We start from the raw sequence: 23,868 nt of genomic DNA, 5'->3' as shown, positions 1-23,868 counted from the left end.
TTTCTTGTTGAGGGTGTGTATATTTTTGCACACGGGCGGACATCCTATTCCCGGGAGGCGAACAGGATGAAAATGTCGGCTGAGGAATACGGGCGCAGGGTGCGCCGGGTCGGCCCGCCCTCGCCGCTGGGCGGGGACTGCCTCTGGGCGTTTGGCGTGGGCGGCGGCATCTGCCTGCTGGGCGAGGTGCTGCGCGGGTGGTATCTGACCATGGGGCTCGACAAAGAGCTGGCCGGAACGCTCACCAGCTGCACGCTGGTGGCGCTGTCGGCATTGCTGACGACGCTGGGCCTTTACCAGAAGCTGGCCGCGAAAGCGGGCGCAGGCACCCTCGTACCCATCACGGGCTTTGCCAATGCGGTGGTCAGTGCGGCCATCGAGTTCAAGACCGAGGGCCGTGTGCTGGGGACCGGCGCGAAGATGTTCATCATCGCCGGGCCGGTCATCGTATACGGTACGCTGGCGGCGGTTCTCTACGGCAGCGTCTACTGGCTGCTGCAGTAAAAAAGTCCTCCTGCCAAGGATACGCATAAGGAAGTGCGGAAATTGCACTTTCACACTAAAATTCAGTATACCACAAAAAACAGATAAAATCAGCCCCATAAAGGAGGAAACTGTGATGGCTGCACGACGCGGAGACACTCTCTTGTTCCCGACGCCGCCCGTCGTGGCGGCTCATGCGGCCATCGGCGGCAAAAAGGAGGGCGAAGGCCCCCTTGCCGCCTGTTTCGACGAGCTGAGCGCCGACAACTTTTTCGGCCAGTCCAACTGGGAGGCCGCCGAGAAAGAAATGGCCCTGCGGGCGGCGCGGCTCTGCCTCAAAAAGGCGAAGACGACGCCGGATAACGTCAGCCTCGCGCTGGCGGGCGACTTGCAGGCCCAGTGTACCGCGTCCAGCTACGCCCTGCGGGAACTGGGCATCCCCTTTGTCGGCCTCTTCGGGGCCTGCAGCACGATGGCCGAAGCGCTGGGCCTCGGCGCGGCGCTGTGCAGTGCAGGCATGGCCGACGGCCTGCTGGCGATGACGTCCAGCCATTTCTGTGCGGCAGAACGTCAGTTCCGCACGCCGCTGAGCTACGGCGCTGTCCGCACGCCCACCGCCCAGTGGACGGCTACGGCGGCGGGTGCCTGCCTGCTGCGGCCCGCCGGTGAGGGTGTGCAGCTCTGCGCCGCCACCTTCGGGCGGGTGCAGGACTATAAAATAAAAGACATCAACAACATGGGTGCGGCTATGGCCCCCGCTGCCGCCGCGACCCTTTTGCGCTATCTGAAGGACACCGGCAGCGCCCCGGCGGACTTCGACCGCATCTACACCGGCGACCTCGGCCATGTGGGCAGCCAGCTCCTGCGCGACCTGCTGGCGGCAGAAGGACTTCTGCTCAAGAACCATGTGGACTGCGGCTGCATCCTCTACGATGCCGCCGAGCAGACCGTGAAGAGCGGCGGCTCCGGCCCGGGCTGCTGCGCCTCCGTCCTCTGCGGGCATATCCTGCCCCGCCTCGAGAAGGGAACGCAGAAGCGGGTGCTCTTTATCGCCACCGGCGCGCTGATGAGCCAGATGACCTTTTTGCAGAAGGAGAGCATCCCGGCCATCGCCCATCTCGTGGAGCTGCGCAGCCCGCAGCAGAAGGAGGAAAACGGATGAATTACTTCTGGGCCTTCGTGGTGGGCGGCGGCATCTGCGTTATCGGCCAGCTGCTCATCGACCTCACCGGTTTGACCCCGGCCCGCATCCTGACGGGCTATGTGGTGGCGGGCGTCATTCTCTCGGCGGTGGGATGGTATGCGCCGCTGGCGGAGTTCGCAGGCTGCGGCGCTACCGTGCCGCTGCTGGGCTTCGGCCATCTGCTGGCGAAAGGCGTGCGGACGGCCATCGAAGAGGAAGGGGCCATCGGCATCCTCACCGGCGGGCTGACTGCCGCCGCGGCAGGGATCACCACCAGCCTTGTGTGCGGAGTCGTCTGCTCGTGGGTGGGGGAGAGCCATGACCAGAATTAGAAAAACATCCCGGCTCAAACCGGGATGTTTTTGTGTGCAAGGCGGGCCGTTTCGCCTCATTTTTCGCCCGGAGTGCGTTATATTGGGGCCAGAAGGAGGCGAAAAGCCATGCGACAGGAAACACAATGGACGACGATCTTCTGGGAGGGCTGGACGGCGCTGGCGCTCTGTGCAGCGGCGGTGTTCTGGCCCGGCAGTGCGGCGCTGGGTTATCCGGCTGTGCTCTGGCCGGGGCTGGCCCTTGCGGCGGCGGTCCCCGTCCTCTGGGCCGGGGGGTGGCTCTGGGCGGGGAAGGCCCCGCCGCTGCCGGAGGAGGGGCTGATGGCGGAACCGGGGGGGATACATATTGTTACTGAGGAGGCTCTTCTGTGATGATGGGAGAGTGTTTTCTCGCGCCGGTGGCGCGGGGTTAGAGCGCTTTTACGCTGGGCTAAGTTCTCTTTTGCGTGCCAAAAGAGAACCAGAAAAGCACCCGCTACTTCCGAGGCGCGGGAGGCACGGGAAAGGGGCTGCTCGCCCCTTTCAGACCCCGAAGGAGTTGTCGAAACGGAAAAAAGCTAGTCGCTGCGCTTAACGCTTTTTTCTCGTTTCTCCGATTTGCTGCTCCGCAGCTGGTGTTACCTCTCTGCTGACGGTAAAGTTCTGCGAAAGCCTGAAATCTTCGGCGAAGCCGTAAAACGGCGGAGAGCTAAAATGCGGTTAAGAGATCTTCGTGCGAATGCACGAATCTCCAGCATTTTTGCTTGGAGCCCACTTCTTTGGAATCGTTAAGGGCGAGCAGCCCTTAACTCGTTGCGGGGAGAGTGGAGTCCAGAGGTAGGGAGGGGGGATTCGAAACACCCCTCCCTACCTCTGGCCCGCGCGGAGCGCAAGCCACTTGACCAAAAGAAAAAACCAGCCCCGCGCCAAAAGCGCGCAAGCTCACTTTACCGTCCCGAAAAATATAAAACAAAAACCCCCGCACCGGGGTCCCGGTACAGGGGTTTTGTTCGTCAATCAAACTGCGATCAAGCGTTCTTGTTAGCACGCTTTGCCATACGGCTGATCTTGCGGCTAGCGGTGTTCTTTTTGATGACACCCTTAGCGCGAGCCTTGTCGATCGCGGAAACAGCAGCCAGGACGGTTGCGTCCTTGTCAGCGGCATTCGCATCGATGGCAGCGTCTGCCTTCTTGACGACTGTTTTCAGGTTGGTCTTAATGGCCTTGTTGTGAGCCTGCTCTGCAACAGCCTGCACGACACGGTCCTTCTGAGATTTGATGTTAGGCATTCGTTCCACCTCCTTGGCTACCTATAACAGCGCACCTTATGATACCATATTTACCGTTCCAGCGCAAGCATTTTTTCGATTTTTGTTTCAAAAAGTTTTGATTTTCCCATACTTTTTGTGCCGCGAGGCCCCAAAACCGGCTTTTTGGCGGCAAACAGAGCAGAAAAGAGGGAAAATCATGCGCTTGACAGATATGGCGGACGAGCTCTACACGGCCGCGGCTGACCTGCCCGGCGGAGTCCGCGCGGCCACGGCAAAGCGGGGCGGTGTGACGGTGACGCGAGTGGAGATCGCCCGGGAGGGCCTCGAAAAGCCCCGGGGGCGGTACGTCACGCTGGAAGTCCCCAGCGTCAGTGTGCTGGACGAGCGGGACGCCGAGGTCATCGAGCAGGCATCGGACGAGCTGCGGGCGCTTCTGCCGCCGGAGGGGCCGGTGCTGGTGCTGGGCGTGGGCAACCGCCGGGTCACCGCCGACGCCCTCGGCCCCCGCACCGTTCAGAAAATTTTTGTTACGATGGGCGCAGGCCGTCCGCCGGTGAAGGGCATCCGCCCGGTGGCGGCGGTGGCCCCGGGCGTCTCGGCGTCCACCGGTCTGAGCCTGCAGCAGCTGGCCGGTGCGCTGGTGCGGGAAGTGCGGCCCACGGCCCTCATCTGCGTGGACAGTCTCTGCTCGTCGGAACCCCAGCGTCTGGGCCGGACGCTGCAGTTCTCCGACACCGGCCTCTGCCCGGCCCAGCCCGGCAGCAGCAAGCATCTGGACGCAGCCCGTCTGGGCCTGCCGGTGATCGCGGCGGGCATCCCGACCCTGATGATGGCGCAGGAGGGCAAAGACCTCGTGGTGACGCCCCGGGAACTGGACAGCGTCATCGCCCACGGGGCCGCCCTGCTGGGCGCGGCCATTAACCGCGCCTTGCAGCCGAGGCTCAGCATCGCCCAGCTCTGCTGGCTGGTGGGATAAAACCAGGCCGTCCATCATATTGTATGGATAAAACAAAAGGGGAGGGGGCAGTCTATGCGCTATGGCGAGGCCGGGCAGAGCCATCTGCTGCCCTTTCTGGGCGCAGCGGCCCTTTTTGCGGCTCTGACCATCACGGCCCACAGCGTTGTGCTGGGGCTGGCGGCGGTCATCGCCGGGCCTGTCCCGGCGGCGCAGACGGCGCTCTCCCTGAGCCGAAAGGCCGTCTCCGGTGCAGCACAGGAGGAGGCCGCATCCATGGCCGAAGCCGCCCCTGAAAGCACCGGGACTGCCGCCTCTCAGCCCGAAGCCGCCGCCCCGACAGGCGGCATCGAAAGCTATCTTGTGGAGCTTCTGGGGGACGACGCCCGGCCCGAAGGCGCGGGCGCAGTGATTGAAAAAAATTACCCGCAAGGCAGCGGTGAAAAGTACGTTGCCTGCGGCGCGGGCAGCATCAAGAACAACACCCGACAGACTGCGGCGGACATCGCGGCAGAAATACAGAACCCACTGCCCTTTGGCGTCGAAAAGGACAGCCCTGACCCGCAGATCCTCATCATGCACACCCACGCCACTGAGGACTACCGCCTCTCGGCGGGGCTGTGGTATTCGCCCGGCGACGGCGCCCGTACCACCGACACGAACCTGAATATGTGTGCCGTGGGCCGGGTGATGGCCGACACCCTCAACGCCGCCGGGCTAAACACTCTCCACGACGAGACCCTGAACGACTACCCCAGCTACACCGGCAGCTACGAGAACAGCCGGGCCGTCGTCCAGCGGTACTTGGCCCAGTACCCCAGCATCAAGGTGGTGCTGGACGTCCACCGGGACGCCATCGAGACAGAGGGCGGTTCCCGGATGGCCCCGGTCTGCACCGTGGACGGGCGGCAGGCCGCGCAGGTCATGATCATCTGCGGGTGCGACAACGGCGGCAGCGTCCGGCTGCCCAGCTGGCGGCAGAACCTCCGTTTCGCCGCCGCATGGGAGCGGAGCATGGAGGGGATGTACCCCGGTTTCACCCGGCCTGTGCTGTTCAGCTACCGCTTTTATAATCAGGACCTCACCACCGGCAGTCTGCTCATCGAGATAGGAGGCCACGGCAATAACCTCAACGAGGCCCTCTACGCCGGGCAGCTGGCGGCCAACGGCCTTGTTCAGGCCCTGCTTGGCCCGGATACTTGACGAAACGGCGGCAAAGTGCTATATTTTACTGGTAAATGCAGTGATTGGGAAAAGTAGCGCATCACAACGCCACAGAGAGCGCGGCAGAGCTGGAAGCCGTGCGCGGACGGTGCGTGAACGAACACCCGGGAGCAGCAAACTGAACAGGGCGCAGTGAGAAAAATGCGCCGCCAGTAGGTGCGCCGCAGGCTCAGCGTTAACGGAGCAGCGCTTTTACTTGAGCGCGTGAGCGACCGGACACTTCCGGTAATTCAGGTGGCACCGCGGACATTACAAGACAGCTTGTTCGCCCTGAACTTTCAGGGAGAAAAGCTGTCTTTTTCTTTTGTAAAATCGATAAGGAGAAAAACTATGGAACGCACTGAGATCGTTTCGCTGTACAAGAACACCCCCGCCGATGGTACGGTCGTCACCGTATGCGGCTGGGCAAAGAACATCCGCGACTCCAAGAACATCGGCTTCATCGCCCTGTCCGACGGCGGCTGCTTCAAGACCCTGCAGGTCGTGCTGGAAGCCGGCAAGCTGGCAAACTACGATGAGGTCGTCCACACCGGCCTGTACAGCAGCCTGCGCGTCGTGGGCCGCATCGTGCTGACTCCGCAGGCAAAGCAGCCCTTTGAGCTGAATGCTGACAGCGTGGAAATTCTGGGCGACTGCCCCGCCGACGAGTATCCGCTGCAGAAAAAGAAGATGAGCATGGAGTATCTGCGCACCATGCCCACCCTGCGCCCCCGCACCAACACCTTCAACGCCGCTTTCCGCGTCCGCAGCGTGGCCGCTTACGCCATCCACAAGTTCTTCCAGGAGAACGGCTTCGTCTACGCCCACTCTCCGCTGCTGACCGCTTCCGACTGTGAGGGTGCCGGCGAGATGTTCCGCGTCACCACCCTCGACCTCGACAACGTCCCCAAGAACGAGGACGGCACCGTCGATTACACCAAGGACTTCTTCGAGAAGCCCGTCAACCTGACCGTTTCCGGCCAGCTGGAAGCCGAGGCCATGGCAATGGCGTTCGGCAAGGTGTACACCTTTGGTCCCACCTTCCGCGCCGAGAAGAGCTTTACCACCCGCCACGCCGCCGAGTTCTGGATGATCGAGCCGGAGATGGCGTTCTGTGATTTGAACGGCTACATGGACACCGCCGAGGCCATGACCAAGTACGTCATCCGCTACGTTCTGGACAACTGCCCCGATGAGATGGCTTTCTTCAACCAGTTCATCGACAAGGGCCTCATCGAGCGCCTTGAGCTGGTGGCAAACAGCGAGTTTGGCCGCATCAGCTACACTGACGCCATCGAGATCCTGAAGAAGAACAACAAGAAGTTCCAGTTCCCCGTGGAGTGGGGCGTGGACATCCAGACCGAGCACGAGCGCTACCTGACCGAGGTGGTGTTCAAGAAGCCCGTCTTCGTCACCGACTACCCGAAGGAGATCAAGAGCTTCTACATGAAGCAGAACGCCGACGGCAAGACCGTGGCCGCAGCCGATATGCTGGTCCCCGGCATCGGCGAGCTCATCGGCGGTAGCCAGCGTGAGGAGGACTACGACAAGCTCGTGACCCGTATGGACGAGCTGGGTCTGGACAAGTCCAGCTACGACTGGTACCTGAACCTCCGCAAGTTCGGCGGCGTGGAGCACGCAGGCTATGGTCTGGGCTTCGAGCGCATGATCATGTACCTCACGGGCATCCAGAACATCCGTGACGTGCTGCCCTTCCCCCGCACGGCTTACGGCTTCTAATCAGTGAGTCAACCTCTCCGTCATTGCTTCGCAATGCCACCTCTCCTGACGAGGAGAGGCTTTGGCAGAACGGGAAACTTTTCCTTTTCGCCAGAGGCTCCCCTCGGTAGGGGAGCTGGCAAAGCCGCAGGCTTTGACTGAGAGGTTTTCTTTTATTTTCAACAAGGAGAGCAAAACAAGTGGAAAACATCGCCCCGGCATTGCTGGAATGGTTCTACAAGAACCAGCGCATCCTGCCTTTCCGCACCGACCCCAGCCCCTACCACGTCTGGCTCAGCGAGATCATGCTGCAGCAGACCCGCGTCTCGGCGGCGCTGCCCTATTATGAGCGTTTCCTCGCCGCCCTGCCGGATATTCCCGCGCTGGCGGCGTGCGAAGAAGAAAAGCTCCACAAGCTCTGGGAGGGGCTGGGCTACTACAGCCGGGTGCGCAACCTGCAAAAGGCGGCCCGCATCGTCTGTGAGCAGTACGGCGGGCAGCTGCCAGCCGACTACGACGCCCTCCGCGCTCTGCCCGGTATCGGGGACTACACAGCGGGAGCCATCGCGTCCATCAGCTTCGGGCTGGCTGTCCCGGCGGTGGACGGAAATGTGCTGCGGGTGTTTTCCAGACTGTATAATGACCCCGGCGTTATTACAGAACCGGCGGTAAAACGAGCTTTTACGGCCCGGGTCATGGAGCATCAGCCCCCCGAGAAGGCGGGCGACTACAACCAGGCTCTGATGGAGCTGGGCGCACTGGTCTGTGTGCCGAACGGCGCACCGCTCTGTGAGCAGTGTCCGCTGGCCTCTCTGTGCGAAGCCCGCAGGGCCGGTACGGCGCTGGAACTGCCCCATAAGGCTGCGCCCAAAGCACGGCGCATCGAGCCGGTGACGGTAGTGCTGGCCGAAGATGCCGAAGAGCGCTTCCTGTTGCAGCAGCGGCCCCCAAAAGGTCTGCTGGCTGGTCTGTGGCAGCCGCTTCTGTGGGAGGGCGAAGCCCTCAGCGCCGAAGAAGTCTGCGCCCGGCTGGAAGCGCTGGGCCTTGCCTGTGAGGGCATCGAACCTCTGCCGGCGGCAAAACATATTTTCAGCCACATCGAGTGGCGGATGAGCGGCTATTCTGTCTGCGTCGGCAGTGCGGAAGCCCCGGCGGGCTGTGTCTGGGCCAGCCGCGAACAGCTGCAGAACGAATACACCCTGCCCGGCGCATTCAAGGCGTATAAGAAAAAGCTGGGACTCTGAAAAAAGCAAAATTTTGCCTTTTTGGTTGTAATTTTCGTGAAGTCCGGGTATAATAGTTTCAGAATAGACCGAGCCTGTGCCGCGGAACGACCGCTGAAAATAGCTGGACCGCTGGTTCGACCAAAAAGGAGTGTGCTGAACCTATGAAGAAATCCTGTCTGATCGCTGTTATCGCAACGCTGGCTGCTGTGGCTGGTGCGCTGGCTGCTGTGGCTGTTTATCTGCGCCGCCGTGAGAAGGAGCTGGACGAGTACGAGCGTCTGCTGTTCGGCGAGGATACCGCCGCCCCCGCTGAGGAAGAGCCTGCTGAGGCCGAAGACGAGGCTGCAGAAGAGGCTGCTCCCGCTGAGGATACTGCCGAATAACGCGGGCCGAAACAGAACAAAATGACGAAGGGCGCACCGGCAGTCTGTAACAGGGCTGTGCCGGTGCGCCTTTTTATACCTGCAAATATAGGAAATCGGGCTTGCCCTCTCCGTCACGCCTGCGGCGTGCCACCTCTCCCAAAGGGAGAGGCTATGGCCTGACGGTCACGTTTTTGGCTCTCCCTTTGAGGAAAGACTTCCCCCGGCCGGGGGAAGATGTCGCGCAAGCGACAAAAAGGGGAATCTGTCACCGAAGGTGACTGAGAGGGCGAGGCCGCTACAAGAGGAGAGTACATATGAAGCGGCTTTTGTTATGGCTCATCAGCGTTGCGCTGGGCGTCGTGGTGATGCTTGCGGCGGTGCTGGGCGTGAGCTATTCGTTCACTTCGGAGGGCGCGAAGCCCGCGTCTGAGGTGCAGTTCGCCGGGCAGGAGCTGGAGCCCAACGGCTGGTGCTGGCAGGTGCCGCTGCTGGGCGGGCAGGTGGATAAAGTCTTCGCCAGCCCCCGCACCCTCACGGTGCAGAAGCTTGGCGTCCTCTACGACGCCCACCCGGCCTTCGCCCTGCCCGAGTGGTACAGCTACGGCCCGCTGACCATCACCGACAGCGCGGGCAATGTGGTCTTCGAGGGGACTGCGGCCACCTACGACGATTTTTTGTTCCCGGCCAACGGCGACTATAAGGCCGAGCTGACCGTCTGGCGTCTGCCGGAAAATATGCTGGCCACCCAGTTCGAGGGCGGCAGCACCGGCGAGCTGCGGCAGGACGTCCGGCTCGAAAAGCCCGCGAAGCCCATCGGTTGGTATTATTACTCTTTCCGCTTTACGCTGCAGGCCAGCGCCGAGGTGGAGCTTTCCGCCGAACGGATGGAGCAGGGCGGCACGGTGGCTGCGGCGTTCACCGGCATGGTGGGCGAGACAGCCCCCACGGTGGAAACAGACCTCGGCAATGTGCAGGCCGTCCGTCTGGGCAGCGGGTGGCGCGCCTATATCCCGGCGGCTTACAATGCCGCTGCCGGTGCGCACGAAGTGACCTTTACCGTGGGCGGCGAGACGGTGGTGAAAAACATCACCGTCATCCCGAAGGACTTCGGTACGGTTGAGATCGAAGCCGAACCGGAAGCCTCCGAAGCTGCCAACACCGAGTTCCGCAACGCCGTCTGGCCCCTCTATGAGCAGCCCGCCCGAGAAAAGCTGTGGAGCGGCGGCTTCGCCTGCCCGGCGGAGAATTACATGACTCTGGTGGACTTCGGCCAGACCAAAGTTACCGGCGGCAAGCAGGGCAGCAAATCGAACTCCACGAAACTCTACACCATCCCGGGCGACCCCTGCCGCGCCCCCGCAAACGGCGTCGTGGTGCTGGCCCGGAACCTCGCCCTCACCGGCAACACCGTCGTCATCGACCACGGCTGCGGGATGCGCAGCTACCTCTACGGGCTGGATGCTCTCTCGGTGAGCGCGGGCCAGAGCGTGGAGCGCGGGCAGGCCGTGGGCGCATTGGGCGAAGACCTGACCATGGACTTCAAGCTCGGCAGCAAGAGCGTGAATCCGTGGCTGCTCTTCCAGACCAGCGGCGGGCTGTTCTGGAAGGAGAATGGGTGAGGTCGGCAAATCGGAATTTGAAAGGAGCGTTTTCAATGGCAAGCAAGAAAGTCGAAATGTATGCTAAAAAACGATATGAATTAGATGAAATCAAAAATAAAATCAAAGAAGAATTTGATAAACGTAAGTTCTCCGATGTGGAATTCAAAGACGAAATTATACGTGAATTGGGAGACACCAAAACACTACTATTAATTTTTGAAAACTGGTTTTTACGAACAGGAAGTTATGCCAGTTTAGTAATTATGTTATCCGAGTATCAGGGGTATCAGAGTGCAGATATTATTGCCACTGGTGGTAAAGAAGCTTTCTTTTCTTTTGGTGCAGAAGGTGACTTTGCAAAGTTTGGAGAAGATGCTTTGAAGAATTTAGGCTTTCAAGGAAAAGTTAGATAAATTCCAGTTTATCACAAAGAATCCAGATATGAAACGAGCAGAGCCTCTACCTTTCGGTGGAGGCTCTGCTCGTTTCATATCTGCGGTTTTGCTCAGGAAATGGCGTCCACGTCCCACTTCATCTGGACGGCGTCGGCGCCTTCCAGTGCGATGTGGAGCGCACCGGCGTTGTCGATGGCCTGCTCCGGCGTCCGTGCGCCGCACAGAACGTGCAGGCCGGGGATCATCCGGGCCGTCAGGGCGATGACCAGCTGCGCCTTGGTGCAGTGGTACTTCTCGCAGAGGTCAGACCAGCTGTCCAGCAGCCGGATGGCCTGCATCCGGCGGGCGGGCTGGAAGCAGGGGTTCGTGTTCCGGGTGCTGCCCTCGGGGTAGGTGGTGTCCATGGTCACCTTGCCGGTGAGCAGGCCCTGCTCCAAGGGAGAATAAGCCTGAATGGACACGCCCAGCTCCTTGCAGGTGGGCAGCAGCTGCTTCTCGATGCGGCGGGTCAGCAGGCTGTATTTTTCCTGAATGACGTCCAGCTGGCCGTATTTGCAGTAGCCGCGGATGAACTCAGCGGTGGTGTTGGACGCGCCGATGGCACGAATTTTGCCCTGCTCCTTGAGCTTCATCATGGCTTCGACGGTCTCTTCCAGCGGGAAGATGGAAAGGTCGGGCGTCTGCCAGTGGGTGTAGAGCACGTCCAGATGGTCGGTGCCGAGACGGCGCAGGCTGTCTTCCACATCCTCGATGATGCTCTTGGCCGACAGGTCGCGGTAGGTCTGCACGCCGTCCACCACCTTGTGGAGAACGGGGCTTTCGTGCCGCCACTCGAGGCCGCACTTGGTGGAGAGGATGACCTTGTCCCGGTCGATGTGGCGCAAAGCTTCGCCCACCACCTCTTCGCTGTGGTAAAGGCCGTAGATGGGGGCGGTGTCTATCCAGGTGATGCCCTGCTCCACGGCAGTCTCGATGGCTTTTACCGACAGGGCGTCGTCGTTGTCGCCCCACCAGCTGCCGCCGCCGATGGCCCAGGTGCCAAGACCCAGAAATGGTGCGGAGAGGCCGCTTTTGCCAATGTTACGTTTTTCCATAGATCGTTACCTTCTTTTCCGGCAGCGCCCCGCGAAGGGGGGTGTTGTCGCTGACTGGTACATATTGTTGTATTTTAGATTTATTCCAAAAAGAGCTGCCATGCAGGTCTTCTGCACAGCAGCTCTTGGGAACCTGTAACTTAAATATTGCCAAATTCGCTCAGCTTTAACGTCTCATTGTGCGTTTCAGCCCAGCGGATAGCCCAATCGGAGGTAAACAGGAGCAGGCGGTTGCCCTTCATGTCCTCGACGGCCTTGGTGTCGCTGGTGAGGTCGAGGTCACGCAGGACGTAAGTGTCGGGGTCGTTCTGGATCCAGCGCAGCTGCTCGAAGGGGAGCTGCTGCATCCGGATCTCGACGTTGTACTCGGTGTTCAGACGGTACTCCAGCACTTCCAGCTGCAGCACGCCGACGACGCCGACCACGACTTCTTCCATACCGCCGCCCACTTCGCGGAAGATCTGGATAGCGCCCTCCTGAGCGATCTGCTCCATGCCTTTCACGAACTGCTTGCGCTTCATGGTGTCCTTCTGCTCGATGCGGGCAAAGTGTTCGGGGGAGAAGGTGGGGATGCCGGCGAACTCGATCTTCTTCTTGCCGGTACACAGGGTGTCGCCGATGGAGAAGATGCCCGGGTCGAACAGGCCGATGATGTCGCCTGCGTAGGCTTCATCGACGATGGCGCGGTCCTGCGCCATCAGCTGGGTGCCGGTGGCCAGCTTGATGTTCTTGCCCTCCTGCACGTGGTAGGCTTCCATGCCGCGCTCGAACTTGCCTGAGCAGATGCGCATGAAGGCGATACGGTCGCGGTGGGCCTTGTTCATGTTGGCCTGAATTTTGAAGATGAAGGCAGAGAACTCATCGCGGCAGGGGTCAACGGTCTCGCCGGTCAGGCTGTCCACGCGGGCCAGCGGGGTGGGGGTGAGGCGGAGGAAGTTCTCAAGGAAGGGCTCGACGCCGAAGTTGGTCAGCGCAGAGCCGAAGAACACGGGGCTCAGCTCGCCGCGCAGCACGCGGTCGAGGTCAAATTCCTCGGCAGCACCGTCCAGAAGCTCAATTTCGTCCACCAGCTGCTGGTGCAGGTAGGGGGTCAGCAGTTCGTCCAGTGCGGCATCGCCCAGCTCAGCCTCGGTCTCCTCGACCTTCTTGACGCCGTTGGCGCGGCCGTCGCTGGAGAAAGCAAGCACTTTGCGGGTGTTGCGGTCGAACACGCCCTTGAACTCCTTGCCGCAGCCGATGGGCCAGTTCATGGGGTAGGTCTTGATGCCCAGAATCTCCTCGATGTTCTCCATCAGCTCGAAGGGGTCGCGGGCCTCGCGGTCCATCTTGTTGATGAAGGTGAAGATGGGGATATGGCGCAGGGTGCAGACCTTGAACAGCTTGATGGTCTGGGCCTCGACGCCCTTTGCGGCGTCGATGACCATGACAGCCGAGTCGGCTGCCATCAGGGTGCGGTAGGTGTCCTCCGAGAAGTCCTGATGGCCCGGGGTGTCCAGAATGTTCACGCACTTGCCTGCGTAGTTGAACTGCAGCACCGAAGAGGTGACAGAGATGCCGCGCTGCTTCTCGATGTCCATCCAGTCGGACACGGCGTGCTTTGCGCTCTGCTTGCCTTTGACAGAGCCTGCCTGATTGATGGCTCCGCCGTACAGCAGCAGCTTTTCGGTCAGCGTCGTTTTGCCGGCGTCGGGGTGGCTGATGATAGCAAACGTCCGGCGGCGCTCGATTTCTTCACGATTAGTCATAAAAGTTTCGTTCTCCTGAGATGCGGCCCCGCGAAGGGCCGGGTGGATGTATCAGCAAACAATAGGGTCTGTTTACATGGGAAACTCTCCTATAAAATTACATACAACGCTTATTTTAACAGAAAATCCACATGGATGCAAGAGTTTTTGCTATTTTTTCAGAATAAGGCAGGGCAGGGGCGCGGTGTCGGCCCAGTTGGCAAAATCGCACACCAGTACGGTATATTTTTCCAGCGGGAGAGCCCGCAGCCAGCCGAGGATGCTCTGCTTTTCGTCCGTGCCGATGACGCGGCCGCTGTAGAGGATGGCGCTGAGCACGCCGCCGGTGCGCAGCGCCGCGAGGGCGGCTTCCAGCGCAGGGATGCTGCTGTCTGCTGTGGAGAAGACGCTGTGGTCGGCCCCGGGCAGCCAGCCGAAGTTGAACATCACGATGTCCGCCGTGCCGGGCCGGACATACTGTAAGAGGTTCGCGTGGCTGTCGCAGATAAGCTCTGCCGTAAGGCCCTGCTTTTTGAGCCGGGCGCGGGTGGAGGCGATGGCCTCGGGCTGGATGTCGAAGCCCAGCACCCGGCCTTCCGGGCTGGAAAGGCGGCAGAGGAACGCCGTGTCGCCGCCGTTGCCGCAGGTGGCGTCGATGCAGAGCTTCGGGTGGGGGAGATGGGCGGCAAGATAGTCCTGCACGAAGCGCACCGCCGTCAGATCGGGGGTGCGGCGGCGGACGAGCCGCCCATCCTCAGGCGCAAAGCCGAATTTCTGCCAGAACAGCCCTTCGCCCTCGTCGGCGGGCAGGGGCGCGGTGAACACCGTCGCAGCCTCCCGGTCATAACCGCCGAACCGGCGCAATATCTCTTTTAACAGGTAGGAGCCGTAGCCCTTCCGCCGCCACTGGGGCAGGACGGACAGGGCTGTGATGTCCGCGCCTTTTGGGGTGGGCGTGACGCCGCACCGGCCGATGATGTCGGCCTCTTTATAAAGGGCAAAGCCCGTTTGCGTGACGCTGATTTTCATAGAAACTCCTTAGACTTTATTTCACACATTCTTCACTGGGGAAACGATTGATTTTCACAATTAGCAGATAGAATAAAACCGTGCCGGAGAGGAGCGGAAAAGCTCTTCCCCCGGCCGAAGTTGTTTTCATAGCCGGAGAGTGCCGAATGGGCGAGGATTTTTGCCGGCAGGCAAGGCGCTTTCCCGAAGCAATCCTAGGCGGATTGCAAGGGAAAGCAACGCAGTATGCGGGCAAAAAGACCGCTCAGACGGTGCGCAACGGTTATGAAAACAACTTCTAATCCCTTAGAAAGGAAGTAATCACGATGGATGAAAACAAATGGGAATATGACTATTCCTCTTCCAATAATCCTGCCGGTGATACCGGCTACCCCAATGTGGGGTCCAGCGGCATGAACACCGCAAACACTGCTTCTACCTTCAGCGAGAACACCCAGCCTTCCGGCGGCACAACGCCGCCCCCCGCAGGCCCGCAGAACACAGCCCCTGCCGCGCCGAAGAAGCCTGAGAAGTCTAAGAAGAATGCAGGCAAGGCTGTAAAGGGCATCGTCGCTCTGGTGCTGGCCGCAGCCATGGGCTTTATGGGCGGCTTTGTGGGCGCACGCTTCGGCGGAAATAACAAGGTCATCATCCAGCAGGTGGAGCGGTCCGACAGCTCTTCGGCAGACTCTGAGAGCGCGGCCGAAGGCACGACTGTTTCCAGCGGCATGACCACCGCACAGGTGGCCAAGACCGTCAGCCCCAGCGTCGTGGTCATCACCACCGAGCAGGTGGTCTACTCCCAGTGGTCCTGGTACGGCCAGAGCCAGGTGGAGAGCGGCGCCGGCAGCGGCGTCATCATCAGCTCGGATGGCTACATCCTCACCTGTGACCATGTCGTGAGCGGCGCGTCCAACATTACCGTCACCATCGGCGACAAGGACTACCCTGCCACCGTCGTGGGCGAGGATTCCACCAGCGACATCGCCGTCATCAAGATCGATGCCGACGGCCTGACTCCCGCCATCGTGGGCGACAGCGACAAGCTGGCCGTGGGCGACAACGTGCTGGCCGTGGGCAACCCGCTGGGTGAGCTGGGCGGCACCGTCACCAGCGGCATCGTCAGCGCCCTGAACCGCAGCGTCTCCATCCAGAGCTCCAGCTCTGTCAACACCATGTCCCTCATTCAGATGGATGCTTCTGTCAGCCCCGGCAACTCCGGCGGCGGCCTGTTCAACATGAACGGCGAGCTGATCGGCATCGTCAACGCAAAGTCTTCCAGCTCTGACGCTGAGGGTCTGGGCTTCGCCATCCCCATCAACGACGCCATCAAGGTGGCGCAGGACCTGCTGGAGAACGGCTACGTCACGGGCCGTCCCTACATGGGCATCACTTATCTGGCTGTCACCGACGCACAGACGGCGGCACAGCTGGGCGTCAACGCCTACGGCATCTACGTCGTGGACGTCGTGTCCGGCGGCCCTGCCGATAAGGCTGGCCTCAAGGCCGGCGACCGCATCGTCAGCATCGACAACACTGAGGTGGCCCAGAAGACCGACCTTGGCACCCTGATGCAGGAGCACTCTGCCGGTGACACCCTGTCCATCACCGTCGCCCGCGACGGTCAGATGCAGACTGTCAGCCTGACGCTGGGCGAAAAGAACGCCTCCAACAGCGGCAATGGCACCAACGGCGCATCTCGTCAGGAGAAGTCTGCCGAGTCTGCACCTCAGCAGGACCCGCAGGGCTAAATCAGGACATGATTGGGCGGCTCGCCGCGTAAAGCGGCGGGCCGCTTTTTTATTATACCTGGCCGAAAATCGTTGCACTGTATGGCAGCAGTGTCACTTCGCCGCCGCAGACCCGGCTGGGGCCTTTCCAGAGCGCAGACGATACGCCGTCGCTCAGCAATTTCCACTGGCCGTCGGGCAGGTGGACCCGCTTTTCTTCCTCCGTGGGATTGTAAAAGACGCAGAGCGCCCGCCATGCCGCGCCGTCGCCGGGTGCGGCGGGCAAAGTCCAGCCCACGAGGGGATGTTCCAGCGAGAAAAATCGGATAGCCGCCGGGCTGGCCGCGTCCGAGGCGCTCAGGCGGGGGAACTGCGCCCGCAGGCCCAGAAGCCCCCGGTAATAGTCCACCAGTCCGTGGAACTGCGCGGCCCGCTTCCAGTCCAGACGGTTGAGGGAGGGCGAAGAGCGGTAGGTGTTGCCCTGACCTTTTTTGGTGCGGGCGAACTCCTCGCCGGCCTGCAGGAAGGGCATCCCCATGCAGGTGAGATAGATGCCCGCCGCCAGCCGGTTCTGGGCCAGCGCCGCCGAGTCGGCGGCAGTGTACTCGGGACGGGCGTACCGGACGAGCATCAGCTTATCCCAGAGAGTGAAATTGTCGTGGGCAGAGACATAACTGACGATCTGAGGGGGCGAAGGGGGGGGCAGCTTGTCGCTGCGGCCCCACGCGGCCACGGCCCCGCCGATGTCCCAGAAGCTGCCCGGCCTGCCCTCGACGTAACCCGGCTCCCGGGCGTCAAAACAGCCGCCCTTGATGACGTCGCGGGTGTTGTCGCAGAAGATGCCGATGCGCTCGGACAGCATGGCGAGGTTCGCCTTATTGGCCTCGTACCGGTGGAGTTGGCTTCCGCCGCCCTGCCACGGCTCACCGTACATCAGGATGCTTCTGCCGCCCGGCAGAGCGTCCAGCGCGGCCCGCAGTTCGTTCATGGTGTCCACGTCATAGAGGCCCATGAGGTCGAAGCGGAAGCCGTCGATGTGATATTCCTGCGCCCAGTAGAGCACCGAGTCGATGAGGTATTTCCGGGCCATGGGCCGCTCGCTGGCAAACTCGTTGCCGCAGCCGCTGCCGTTGGAGAAGCTGCCGTCTGGGTTCTGCCGGAAGAAATAATAAGGCACCGTGCTGTTCAGCGGGTTCTCATTGCGGTACATATGATTGTACACCACGTCCATGATGACGCCGATGCCCGCCGCGTGGAGAGAAGCGATCATCTCCTTGCACTCCCGTACCCGGACTTCGCCTTTCGCGGGGTCGGTGGAGTAGCTGCCCTCGGGGACGTTGTAGTTGGTGGGGTCGTAGCCCCAGTTGTACTGCCGGGTGAGGGGGCGGCTCTCGTCCACACTGCCGAAGTCGAAGATGGGCATCAGCTGCACATAGCCCACTCCCAGCCGCTTGAGGTAGTCGAGGCAGGTGGGGAAGGTGCCGGCGGAAGAAAGGGTGGTCCCCTTCTGGGTAAAGGCCATAAATTTGCCCCGCCATGCATTCCGAACGCCGCAGGCCGGGTCTTGCGAGAAGTCACGGACGCTGACCTCCCACACCGTCCGGCGGGAGGCCGGGACGATGACCCGGTGGTCGTGGCTCCAGTCGGGCGGGTCGATGCGGGGCGCGTCTAAAATCATGCTCCGCAGGCCGTTGACGCCTGCCGTCCGGGCGTAGGGGTCGCCCGTCTCGTATGCTGTGCCGTCCACCTCGACGGTAAAGGTATAGTAATGTCCGTGCTGGTCGCCGGGCAGATAGACCGACCAGACGCCCTGCCCGTTCTGTTCCAGCGGCAGGGTCCCCATGCAGGCCCCGCCGTCGCCCCGGCGGTAGAGGTTGACCGATACCTTCTGCGCCGTGGGCGCCCAGAGCCGGAGCCGGGTGCCGGAGGGGTTATATTCCGGCCCCAGCGGGCCGCTGTAGCTTGTCTGCCGTGCAAAGGCGCTGCTCTCAAACAGCGTTTTCCACTCTGCGGGCGTTTTCATTTCGTTCCATTCCCTTCGCATATCAAATCAATATAAAATTAGTGTACCCGCCTGCCCGTGGATTTTCAAGACTTTTCTTGCAAAAGGGGGCAAAGTACACTATACTGGGAAAAAACGCAGGACGGAGGCAGGCAGATGGCATACACCGACGATTGGGAGAACTTGATGAACGGAGTGTTCGGCCCGGGAGGAAAACTGCGCTTTGATACGCAGAAAACGCCGCCGGAAAAGCCCGGCCTGCCCGATATGAACGCAGCCCTGCTCGAGCAGCAGAAAAAGCTGGACGAAATGCTGAAAAAACAGAACGCCGAGCTGCGCAGAGACACCACACAGGAGGCGCTGGCCCAGAGCCGGAAGATGCTCGAGGATATGGAGGCCGACGGCCTGCTGGCCAAAGGCACCACCGAAGTCAGACAGGAGCATCTGGGCAGCTTTGAAGGGCTGGCCGCTGAGGTGAAAAAGACGGTGCTGGGGCAGGACGCCTTCGTGGACGGCGTCGTGCGGGCGATGCGCCGGCCTTTCGTGCTGGGGACGGAGGCCCCCACGGCCCGGAACGTCATCCTGCTCTGCGGTGCGCCCGGCACGGGGCGGCATTTCACTCTGACGGAGACGGCCCGCTGCATGGCCGTCCGGGGTCTTTTGCAGAGCGATAAGCTGGCCGTTATGGATCTGGCGCTTTACCCCAACTCAGGGGCTGAAAAGCTCTTTTTGCAGGATCTGTATGCCGCCCTCCACGCGCCGGGCGAGATCCTGGTCTTTGAGCACTACGAGAGCTGCTACCCGGGCTTTTTGAGGACGCTGGCAGACCTCGCCGTCAAGGGCAGTGCGCCCCTGTCCAGCCGGTATCTTGTCAACAAGGAGGGCATCCTCGTGGACGCCGGAACGGCGCTTGCCCCCGGGGCTGTGAGCCGCATCACCCCCTGCGGCAAGTACCTCGTTTTCTTCTCCCAGAAGGGCCGGGAGGCGCTGGCTGACAAGTTCGGTGCGGCCTTCGTCTCGGCGCTGGGCGATGTCTGTGAGACCAGCGCCTTTGCGCGGGAAGCCCTCGCCGCGCTGGCAGCCCAGCAGCTCAACGCGCTGGCCGCAAAAGTGAAGACCCGCCTCGGCCTGACTCTGTCGGCGGGCGCGGATGTGCGGGACTATGTGGCGGCCCAGTGCAGCCCGAAGCAGGGTGCGGAGGGGCTGACCGCCTGCTGCGATAAGATATTCCGCGCTCTGAGCGAATACTGTCTGCAAACAGATGCCGCGCTTACCGGAACGATCACACTGACTGCCCGGGAGGACGGCCTGGACTTTGCCCTCAACGACGCCGGACCCCAGAAGCTCTTCGACCTGCTGCCCGCCGCCTATACCGGCGCAGTGGAAGAAATCAGGAAAGAGCTGAACGACCTCGTGGGCCTTGCACCGGTGAAGGAATACGTCTTCGGTCTTGCCGATAACATTCAGGTGCAGCAGCGCCGTGCGGCGGCGGGCCTCAAGACCGCCAGCCTCTCGATGCACATGATCTTCACCGGCAACCCCGGCACCGGCAAGACCACCATCGCCCGGCTCGTGGCAAAGTACCTCAAAGCCATCGGCGCCCTCAAGGGCGGGCAGCTGGTGGAGGTGAGCCGGGGAGACCTCGTGGGCCGCTACACCGGCCACACCGCCCCCCTGACCAACAGCGTCATCCAGAGCGCGCTGGGCGGCGTCCTTTTCATCGACGAGGCCTACAGCCTCTACCGGGGCGAGCAGGACAGCTTCGGTCTCGAGGCCATCGACACGCTGGTGAAGGGGATGGAAGACCACCGCGACGAGCTGGTGGTCATCCTTGCGGGCTACACCGGGGAGATGGAGACGTTCCTGACCGCCAACAGCGGCCTTGCCAGCCGCTTCCCGAACAAGATAGAGTTCCCGGACTACACCGCCGATGAGCTGCTGAACATCACGAACGTGCTGGCAAGGGGCAAGGGCTACAGGCTGGCCGAGAGCTGCACGGAACCGCTGCGGGGCTACTACGAGCGCCGGCAGGCAGAGGACGCCCGCACGGCGGGCAACGGACGTCTCGCCCGCAACACGCTGGAAAAGGCCATCTTCAACCAGAGCCGCCGCCTCGTGGCAGAGCCTGCGGCGGAGCTGGATGTCATCCTGCCCAGTGATCTGGAGCTCTGATGATAAAAACAAACGCTGGCACGAGCGTGCCAGCGTTTGTTTTTTACAGATTTTCCATCCGCAGCAGGTAGTAGAGCACCTCGATAAGGACGTTCGGCGAGAGCAGCGATGCCGCATGGCTGCCCTCGATGAGCCGCTGTTCGCGGTTGGAAGCCGTCATCACATAGTCGGCCAGCTGGGCCAGCGGGCCGTGGCTGTCGCAGGTGATGAGCAGCACCGGTACATTCCGCCCTTTGGCGGCAGCGGACACCTCTTCCAGCCTGGCGCTCTGCCCGGAGGCCGAGAGCACGATGAGGATGTCTTTGGGGGTCAGCGTCTGAGCAAAGGCAAGGTTCTTCTCGTGGACTGCGCTGGAAACGCACCGCTTGCCCAGGTGGCTGAACCGGATGGAGGCATCGAAGGCCACCGGCAGGCCGCCGCCCTCAGAGACCACCTCCATGACCTCGCAGCTGCGTAGCAGAGAGAGGATCTGCCGCAGCTGGCGGGTATCAATGGCCTGAATGGTGGCCCGCAGCTCCTCTTCGCGGTTTGCCAGAATGTTCAGAAGTGCCTGATGCAGCTCGTCCTGCCCTTCGTCCCGCATACGCTGGGCTTCCTGCTGCTCCATGGCGTCCCGTGCCAGCGCCAGCTGGAATTTGCGGTAGTTCTCGAATCCCAGTTTGTGGCACAGCCGGGTGATGGTGGCCTCGGACGAACAGCTCAGCCGGGCCAGTTCTGCTGACGTACACATCGACGCCCGCTTTACATCTGCAAGGATGCAGTCCGCAATGCGCCTCTCGGCGCTGTAAAGCTGGATGCCGGAACATAGCAGAGTTACTACGCTTCCGGGGGCTTCGCACATAAGTGATCCCTCCTCGCATTATGCGCAAGACACAATTTATTCTTGAGTTCTACTTGAGATTGTAGCAGTTTGAACGAAGAAAATCAATTCAAATTCCCATAAATTTTCAGTGTTGACGGAAATTGACTTTTTCTGCCGATTTTTGTATCCTGCACGGTTTTGCCGCAGGAAGCGCAAAAAATGCCCCTCCGCAGAGTGCGGAGAGGCATCGGGAACCAAATATTCAGCGCAGCTTAGTGCAGAAAGGCGTTTCAGCAGCCTTCCTTCTCAGCCAGCTTGCGGCCCATCAGCACGCCCATGACGGAGGCCATCATCAGGCCGCGGGTCCAGCCGGAAGAGTCGCCGAGGCAGTGCAGGCCCTTGATGTTGGTGTCGAGGTTCGAGTCCATCTTGACCTTGTTGGAGTAGAACTTCAGCTCAGGGCTGTACAGCAGGGTCTCGTTGGCGGCGAAGCCGGGGACGACCATGTCCAGCATCTTGATGAACTCGATGATGTTGGTCATGGCGCGGTAGGGCATGGCGGCGGTGATGTCGCCGGCCACGGCGTCCTTCAGGGTGGGCTTGACGTTGGACTGGGCCAGCTCCTTCGCCCAGGTGCGCTTGCCGTCGAGGATGTCGCCGTAGCGCTGCACCATGATGTGGCCTGCGCCCAGCATATTGGTCAGCTCGCCCACCTTCTGGGCGTAGGCGATGGGCTGGTTGAAGGGCTCGGTGAAGTTGTGGGAGACGAGGATGGCGAGGTTGGTGTTTTCGCTCTTCTTCTCCTTGAAGCTGTGGCCATTGACCACGGCCAGGTCGTTGTCATAGTTCTCCTGTGCCACGAAGCCGCCGGGGTTCTGGCAGAAGGTGCGGACCTTGTTCTTCCAGGGCTTCGGGTAGCCGATGAGCTTGGACTCATACAGCACCTTGTTCACCTTTTCCATGACCTCGTTGCGGCACTCGACGCGGACACCGATGTCCACGGTGCCGGGCTTGTGGGCGATATGGTGCTCTGCACAAATTTTCTCAAGCCAGTCTGCGCCGCGGCGGCCGGTGCCGATGACCACGGTGTCGCCGTAGACGGCGCGGGGCTCCCCGTTGCCCTGACGCAGCAGCACGCCCTTGCACTCCTCGTCTTCGAGGATGATGTTCTCGCACTCGGTGGAGAAGAGCATCTCCACGCCGTTGTCAGCCAGATAGTTCTGGATGGCGAGATAGAGCTGCTGTGCCTTCTCGGTGCCGAGATGGCGGATGGGGCAGTCCACCAGCTTCAGACCGGCGTGGATGGCGTTCTTGCGGATCTCCTTGATGTCCTCGCCGGTGTAGATGCCCTCCACATGGGGGTCAGCGCCGAACTCGAGGTAGATCTTGTCGGTGTAGTCGATGAGCTCCTGCGCAAATTCTTCGCCGATGAGGCTGGGTAGGTCGCCGCCGACCTCATAGGAGAGGCTCAGCTTGCCGTCGGAGAAGGCGCCTGCACCGGAGAAGCCGGTGGTGATGGCGCAGGTGGGACGGCAGTTGACGCAGTGGCCGATCTCGGCCTTGGGGCAGTGGCGCTTTTCCACCGGCTTGCCTTTTTCCACCAGCAGGATGTGCTTCTTGCTGCCGCGGCGCAGCAGCTCCACAGCGGTGAAGATGCCAGCAGGGCCGGCACCAACGATGATGAGATCGTACTTTTCCATAACTCTTTTTATCCTTTATGTTGAATTGATTTTGGGTTTCGTTTTTCAGCAGAGGGTTAGTCTGCGGTCAGCGTCCTTGCCCTCTCCGTCTGCTCCCGCTGGTCGCATCCACCTCTCCCAAAGGGAGAGGCAAAAATCTTCCGGCAGGCCAGAGGCTCTCCCTTTGGGAGAGCTGTCACCGAAGGTGACTGAGAGGGCAAGCCCGCTAACGTTATTTGTTCTCCTGCTCCACCTCGGCGCTCTCATCCACATAGTCGAGCTCCACAGCGGTGGACTCCACATCTGCGTGGGAGACATCCGGGGCGATGACGCCGTCGCCGTTCAGATCCTGGCCGGTGATGGCTTCCAGCATGGACTGGGTCTCCGGATGCAGCTTTATAAAGCGCCGGACGGCCAGCATGGTGTACAGGGCGCTCAGCAGGTTCAGCGCACCTTCCAGGATGAGGATGAGGCCGATGGCCATCACCAGCGTCTCCATGGTGCCGAAGGGGTCCACCACCATCACGATGCCCAGCGCGACGCTGAGCACGGCCAGCAGCAGAAAGATCTTCCAGCTCGAATACTCGCACCGGCGCAGCTCGAGAGCGTTCTGGATGCGGCCCAGACTGTCAAAGATGACGAACAGGCCGAACACGATGGGCAGCACCCGCACCACCACATCGCTGCGGATGATGAGGAATGCGCCCAGCGCCAGACAGACCAGCCCCGAGATGAGGGTGAGCTGGCTCTGGAACACGCCGCGCTCTACGACAAAATACCGCACCAGCTGCACTGCCGCGCAGGCCAGCACTACGCCGCCCAGCGCGCAGCAGACCACGTTGAGGGCCGTGCCAGGCACCATCAGCAGGAAGATGCCCAGCGCCAGATAGAGCAGGCTCATGAGGATAAGGTTCCACTTCAGCTTTTTTGCCATAGAGTTCACGT

General features: G+C 61.4%; 22 protein-coding genes. 14 read left to right on the top strand and 8 right to left on the bottom strand.

Features of this window, described 5'->3' with window-relative positions; genetic code table 11:
• Nucleotides 1-66 precede the first annotated feature (66 nt).
• The 4 genes from F3G95_RS04400 to F3G95_RS04385 all read left to right on the top strand — a co-directional run bounded on the left by F3G95_RS04400 (nucleotide 67) and on the right by F3G95_RS04385 (nucleotide 2,370).
• On the top strand, nucleotides 67-504 hold the full coding sequence (locus F3G95_RS04400; RefSeq protein WP_149793989.1) for a SpoVA/SpoVAEb family sporulation membrane protein: 438 nt from the start codon (nucleotides 67-69) through the stop codon (nucleotides 502-504).
• A 115-nt stretch (nucleotides 505-619) separates the two neighbouring features.
• Nucleotides 620-1,645, top strand: coding sequence for a stage V sporulation protein AD (locus F3G95_RS04395; protein WP_149793988.1), 1,026 nt, complete (start codon nucleotides 620-622; stop codon nucleotides 1,643-1,645).
• Nucleotides 1,642-1,998 carry a SpoVA/SpoVAEb family sporulation membrane protein gene (locus F3G95_RS04390; RefSeq protein ID WP_149793987.1) on the top strand — a complete coding sequence of 119 codons (357 nt, stop codon included), beginning with the start codon at nucleotides 1,642-1,644 and terminating at the stop codon, nucleotides 1,996-1,998. The genes F3G95_RS04395 and F3G95_RS04390 overlap by 4 nt, the downstream gene beginning before the upstream one ends.
• Nucleotides 1,999-2,106: 108 nt before the next feature.
• Complete coding sequence (locus tag F3G95_RS04385; protein WP_149793986.1) at nucleotides 2,107-2,370, top strand: peptidoglycan synthetase; 264 nt, start codon at nucleotides 2,107-2,109, stop codon at nucleotides 2,368-2,370.
• A 635-nt stretch (nucleotides 2,371-3,005) separates the two neighbouring features.
• Here the strand turns inward: F3G95_RS04385 and rpsT are convergent.
• Nucleotides 3,006-3,266, bottom strand: coding sequence for a 30S ribosomal protein S20 (gene rpsT / locus F3G95_RS04380; RefSeq protein ID WP_149793985.1), 261 nt, complete (start codon nucleotides 3,264-3,266; stop codon nucleotides 3,006-3,008).
• Between the two features lie 178 nt (nucleotides 3,267-3,444).
• Between rpsT and gpr the strand changes: the two genes are divergently transcribed.
• The 7 genes from gpr (at nucleotide 3,445) to F3G95_RS04345 (ending at nucleotide 10,730) form a co-directional block, all read left to right on the top strand.
• A complete protein-coding gene (gpr, locus tag F3G95_RS04375) occupies nucleotides 3,445-4,224 on the top strand; it encodes a GPR endopeptidase (RefSeq protein ID WP_149793984.1) in 780 nt (259 codons plus the stop codon).
• Nucleotides 4,225-4,278: 54 nt separating this feature from the next.
• Nucleotides 4,279-5,406, top strand: a complete 1,128-nt coding sequence (locus F3G95_RS04370) for a stage II sporulation protein P (RefSeq protein ID WP_149793983.1) — start codon at nucleotides 4,279-4,281, stop codon at nucleotides 5,404-5,406.
• Between the two features lie 351 nt (nucleotides 5,407-5,757).
• Nucleotides 5,758-7,146: an asparagine--tRNA ligase gene (gene asnS, locus F3G95_RS04365; RefSeq protein ID WP_015564447.1), complete on the top strand. Its 1,389-nt coding sequence runs from the start codon at nucleotides 5,758-5,760 to the stop codon at nucleotides 7,144-7,146.
• Between the two features lie 179 nt (nucleotides 7,147-7,325).
• Complete coding sequence (mutY, locus tag F3G95_RS04360) at nucleotides 7,326-8,369, top strand: A/G-specific adenine glycosylase (RefSeq protein WP_149793982.1); 1,044 nt, start codon at nucleotides 7,326-7,328, stop codon at nucleotides 8,367-8,369.
• Nucleotides 8,370-8,512: 143 nt separating this feature from the next.
• The gene (locus F3G95_RS04355) at nucleotides 8,513-8,734 is read left to right on the top strand and encodes a phosphatase (RefSeq protein ID WP_149793981.1); all 222 of its coding nucleotides are present in this window, start codon (nucleotides 8,513-8,515) and stop codon (nucleotides 8,732-8,734) included.
• A gap of 296 nt (nucleotides 8,735-9,030) precedes the next feature.
• On the top strand, nucleotides 9,031-10,335 hold the full coding sequence (locus F3G95_RS04350; protein ID WP_149793980.1) for a M23 family metallopeptidase: 1,305 nt from the start codon (nucleotides 9,031-9,033) through the stop codon (nucleotides 10,333-10,335).
• Between the two features lie 35 nt (nucleotides 10,336-10,370).
• Entirely contained in the window at nucleotides 10,371-10,730 is a 360-nt protein-coding gene (locus F3G95_RS04345; protein ID WP_149793979.1) for a DUF6054 family protein, read from the top strand.
• A 92-nt stretch (nucleotides 10,731-10,822) separates the two neighbouring features.
• Here the strand turns inward: F3G95_RS04345 and F3G95_RS04340 are convergent, their stop codons facing one another.
• The 3 genes from F3G95_RS04340 to F3G95_RS04330 all read right to left on the bottom strand — a co-directional run bounded on the left by F3G95_RS04340 (nucleotide 10,823) and on the right by F3G95_RS04330 (nucleotide 14,559).
• Entirely contained in the window at nucleotides 10,823-11,806 is a 984-nt protein-coding gene (locus F3G95_RS04340) for an aldo/keto reductase (RefSeq protein WP_149793978.1), read from the bottom strand.
• A gap of 140 nt (nucleotides 11,807-11,946) precedes the next feature.
• The gene (locus F3G95_RS04335; protein WP_149793977.1) at nucleotides 11,947-13,551 is read right to left on the bottom strand and encodes a peptide chain release factor 3; all 1,605 of its coding nucleotides are present in this window, start codon (nucleotides 13,549-13,551) and stop codon (nucleotides 11,947-11,949) included.
• Between the two features lie 150 nt (nucleotides 13,552-13,701).
• Complete coding sequence (locus F3G95_RS04330) at nucleotides 13,702-14,559, bottom strand: GNAT family N-acetyltransferase (protein WP_149793976.1); 858 nt, start codon at nucleotides 14,557-14,559, stop codon at nucleotides 13,702-13,704.
• A gap of 146 nt (nucleotides 14,560-14,705) precedes the next feature.
• Between F3G95_RS04330 and F3G95_RS14035 the strand changes: the two genes are divergently transcribed.
• Both F3G95_RS14035 and F3G95_RS04325 read left to right on the top strand, forming a co-directional pair.
• Entirely contained in the window at nucleotides 14,706-14,840 is a 135-nt protein-coding gene (locus F3G95_RS14035; RefSeq protein WP_015564440.1) for a hypothetical protein, read from the top strand.
• A 24-nt stretch (nucleotides 14,841-14,864) separates the two neighbouring features.
• Nucleotides 14,865-16,289 (top strand): trypsin-like peptidase domain-containing protein, encoded by a 1,425-nt coding sequence (locus F3G95_RS04325; protein WP_149793975.1) that lies wholly within the window; start codon nucleotides 14,865-14,867, stop codon nucleotides 16,287-16,289.
• Between the two features lie 52 nt (nucleotides 16,290-16,341).
• Here F3G95_RS04325 and pulA read toward each other — a convergent pair whose 3' ends face one another.
• Nucleotides 16,342-18,291 (bottom strand): type I pullulanase, encoded by a 1,950-nt coding sequence (gene pulA / locus F3G95_RS04320; RefSeq protein ID WP_149793974.1) that lies wholly within the window; start codon nucleotides 18,289-18,291, stop codon nucleotides 16,342-16,344.
• A gap of 135 nt (nucleotides 18,292-18,426) precedes the next feature.
• On the opposite strand from pulA, the gene F3G95_RS04315 reads away from it, so the two are divergent.
• On the top strand, nucleotides 18,427-20,442 hold the full coding sequence (locus F3G95_RS04315) for an AAA family ATPase (RefSeq protein ID WP_149793973.1): 2,016 nt from the start codon (nucleotides 18,427-18,429) through the stop codon (nucleotides 20,440-20,442).
• Between the two features lie 43 nt (nucleotides 20,443-20,485).
• On the opposite strand, the gene F3G95_RS04310 is transcribed toward F3G95_RS04315, so the two are convergent.
• The 3 genes from F3G95_RS04310 to F3G95_RS04300 form a co-directional block, all read right to left on the bottom strand.
• Nucleotides 20,486-21,283: a MurR/RpiR family transcriptional regulator gene (locus tag F3G95_RS04310; RefSeq protein ID WP_149793972.1), complete on the bottom strand. Its 798-nt coding sequence runs from the start codon at nucleotides 21,281-21,283 to the stop codon at nucleotides 20,486-20,488.
• Nucleotides 21,284-21,534: 251 nt separating this feature from the next.
• Nucleotides 21,535-22,944 carry an FAD-dependent protein gene (locus tag F3G95_RS04305; protein WP_149793971.1) on the bottom strand — a complete coding sequence of 470 codons (1,410 nt, stop codon included), beginning with the start codon at nucleotides 22,942-22,944 and terminating at the stop codon, nucleotides 21,535-21,537.
• A gap of 211 nt (nucleotides 22,945-23,155) precedes the next feature.
• Nucleotides 23,156-23,857 (bottom strand): DUF308 domain-containing protein, encoded by a 702-nt coding sequence (locus F3G95_RS04300; protein ID WP_149793970.1) that lies wholly within the window; start codon nucleotides 23,855-23,857, stop codon nucleotides 23,156-23,158.
• Between the last annotated feature and the right edge of the window lie 11 nt (nucleotides 23,858-23,868).

Source organism: Faecalibacterium sp. Marseille-P9312 (genome assembly GCF_902497445.1).
Classification (GTDB): Bacteria; Bacillota; Clostridia; order Oscillospirales; family Ruminococcaceae; genus Faecalibacterium; species Faecalibacterium longum.
Note: the sequence above shows the minus strand (reverse complement) of the source record. Positions and strands in the feature narration are given on the sequence as shown.